Here is a 3202-nt window from a genome sequence, read left to right as displayed (position 1 = left end):
CCATTCGATCAGCTCGGGCGCGCCGACCTGGCGCTCGGGCAGCGCGATCCAGTCGAGCAGCACGCGCGCGACGGGGTTCGCCTGCGACGGCGGCAGGCCCGTGATCCGGTACGGCACGCGCGCGCCACCCGGGCCGGCCGTGCCGAACACCGCATCGATCAACGGCCCCGCCGCCGCGAGGTCGGCCACCGCAACCAGCACGTCGGACGGCCGCAGGCTGTCGTCGGCATCGAACCAGGCGAGCAGACGGTCGTGCAGCACCTCGAGCTGGCGCGCGAGGCTGTGGCAGATGTGCACTTCGATGCCGTGCTCCGCGGGCGGCGCACCGGGATCCGCTTCGGACTGCAGGTCGAGGATCGCGTTCTGGATCCGCGCGAGCCAGGTCGGCGCGGGATTCTCGACGTAGTACGACGCATCGCCCGACGCCGCGCTTTCGGTCAGCTCGTGCAGCATGTGCAGTTGCGCCTGCGTCTGGCGGCCCCATTCGGCGAGCAGCGGATGGCCGACTTCCTGGTAGTCGAGCCGCCCGGCCGCGTCGAGCGCCTCCGCGTGCGCGGCGGTCACGATGTCGAACCAGAATTCGCGGCACGGGTTGAGCGCGTAGATCCGCACGTCGATCCAGCGCGACAGCTCGCGCAGCAGCGCGACGTGCAGCGGCGGCATCGTCGGCAGTGCGAACACGCTGACCGATTCCGGCCAATCCGCGCGCGCGACCGTGTCGAGATCGAGATGGCGCGCCTCGCCGAGAAAGCGGTGCGCGGGCGGCGTGCCGCTGTCGCTCAGCTCCGCGAGCAGCGCGCGCCACAGCGCGGCCTGCCAGCGCTCGTCGTCGCGCGCCGCATCGCCGACGCCGCGCGGCGCACCGTCGCCCGCGAGGATCGAGTCGCCCGCCTGCCATGCGGCCAGCCACTCGGGACGATAGGTCAGGTAGTGATCGAGCACCGTCGCGACGCGCTGTGCGAGTTCGTAGCGCATCGCGTCGTCGGACGCGGACAGGTACGCGGCGAGCCGCGGCGACGCAAGCCACGGCGCGTCGCCGTGCCCGCCGGCGAGCAGCCGGTAGCAGCGCCACACGAGACGCTCGGGCGCGAACGGCGAACGCTTCGGCACCGTCATCACGCGGCCGATCTGCGCCCACAGCCACTGCGCGAGATAGGTGAACTCGACGTTCGCGCACACGCCGTGGCGCTCGGCGATGTCGAGTTCGAGACGGCGGCGCAGCGCCGCGCTCGGCACGATGATCTGCTGCTGCGCCCACGGCCCTTCGCGGGCCGGGAATGCAGCGAGGTCGTCGAGCAGCGCATCGGCCAGCGTTTCGTGACGGTTCGAATAAAAGAGGTGGAGCATGAAACTGGCGTCGAAGCGTCGCGCCGGCCGGGCCGGGCGAACGGAAGCTCCAAGGATAGCAAACGACCGCCGCCGCGCGTATCGGCCGAACGGTCAGGGTCGGCTTGTATACGGCGGGCAAGGTCTTCGGCAGCGCGAAATACGATAGACTCGTCGCCAGTCCGGACGCCGCCCTGGCGTCGTCGTCAGCCATTCAGCCCATCGATGCGCTATTCCGTCGAAATCAGAAAGTTTTTTTACAGCCAGTATTTTTTCGGCGGCCTGCGGATCGCGGTCGGCGTCTCGTTGCCGGCCGTGCTGTGCCTGATCGTGTTCCACAACCGCGAGCTCGGCTTCACGATCTCGACCGGCGCGCTCGGCGCGTGCGTCGTCGACATGCCGGGCCCGCTCAAGTACAAGCACAACGAAATGCTCGCGTGCAGCGTGATCGGCTTTCTCGCCGCGCTCGCGACGGGGCTCGCTACGCCGAACATCTTCGCGCTGTGGCTGACGATCGTGCCGCTCACGTTCGTGCTGTCGCTGATCGTCGTCTACGGCAACCGCTGGCCGCAGATCAGCTTCGCGACGCTGTTCATGATGGTGATGACGCTCGAGGAGAAGCTCACGCCGCTGCAGGCGTTCATCAATGCGGGCTGGATTCTCGCGGGCGGCCTCTGGTACACGTACTGGGCAACCGTCGTGTCGCAATGGCAGGCACGCCGGATCGAGCAGCAGGCGCTCGCCGAGAGCCTGTTCGCGTGCGCCGACTACCTGCTCGCGCGCGCGGCGTTCTACGACCTCGACGCCGATCTCGACGAGTGCTACCGCAATCTCGTCGCGAAGCAGATCACCGCGGTCGAGACGCAGGAAACCGCGCGCGACATCGTGCTGCGCAACCTGCCGAAGCTGCGGCGCGGCAAGCTCGACCCGGGCCGCGTGACGATGTACAACCTGTTCATCAACAGCGTCGACCTGCACGAGCTGTTCGTCGGCGCGCACACCGACTACCCGCTCGTGCGCAACACGTTCGGCGGCTCGGATCTGATCATTTTCTACCGCGACCTGATCCGCAAGGCGGCCGCCGATCTCGAGGAGATCGGCTTCGCGGTGCTCGAGAACCGCGCGCCGCATTCACGGATCAGCGTGAAGGCCGAGTTGCGCGCGATCGAGTACGAGATCGAGCTGATGCGCAAGAAGAACTTCCCGACCACCAATGCGGAAGCATACGCGGCGGTGCTCGCGACGTTCCGGCGCATCTGGAGCGCGACGCGCCTGATCGAGCGGATGCGGCGCAACCTGTCCGGCCGCGCCGATCCGCAGCAGACCGAGCTGAAGATCGACAAGGCGCTCACGCGCTTCCTGCAGCGCCGCCGGATGTCGCCACTGCTGATCTTCTCGAACCTGAACATGCGCTCGCCGAGCTTCCGGCACGCGCTGCGCGTGACGATCGCGGTCGCGGTCGGCTTCTGGCTCGGGCGGCTGCTGCCGCTCACCAATGCGTACTGGATCGTGATGACGAGCATCATCATCCTGAAGCCCGGCTATTCGCTGACCAAGCAGCGCAACGTGCAGCGTATCGTCGGCACGCTGATCGGCTGCGCGGCGAGTCTCGTGCTGATCTACACGGTCAAGAATCCGCACCTGCTGATCGTGATGATGTTCGGGTCGATGGTGATGAGCTACAGCCTGCTGCTGTTCAACTACGCGGCGAGCGTCGTGTTCACGTCGTCGTACGTGCTGCTGATGTTCCACCTGCTCGCGCCGGGCAACATGCGCATCATCGGCGAGCGCGCGATCGACACCGTGGTCGGCTGCATGATCGCGATCGCCGCGAGCCGGCTGTTCCCGTACTGGGAGTACCGGCTGATGGGCAAGG

The 3202-nt window shown here is 67.6% G+C and carries 2 protein-coding genes; one reads left to right on the top strand and one right to left on the bottom strand.

Annotated elements, in window-relative coordinates; genetic code table 11:
- Window positions 1-1347 (bottom strand): exodeoxyribonuclease V subunit gamma (locus tag G3N94_RS40470; RefSeq protein WP_205799780.1); only part of this gene is annotated, 1347 nt, incomplete at its 3' end.
- A 204-nt stretch (window positions 1348-1551) separates the two neighbouring features.
- Here G3N94_RS40470 and G3N94_RS40465 point away from each other — a divergent pair.
- The coding region (locus tag G3N94_RS40465) for an FUSC family protein (protein WP_205799779.1) at window positions 1552-3202 on the top strand (1651 nt) is incomplete at its 3' end.

This window comes from Burkholderia sp. Ac-20353, assembly GCF_017104785.1.
In the GTDB taxonomy this organism is placed as follows: Bacteria; Pseudomonadota; Gammaproteobacteria; order Burkholderiales; family Burkholderiaceae; genus Burkholderia.
This window is presented reverse-complemented; position numbering and strand designations above follow the sequence as displayed.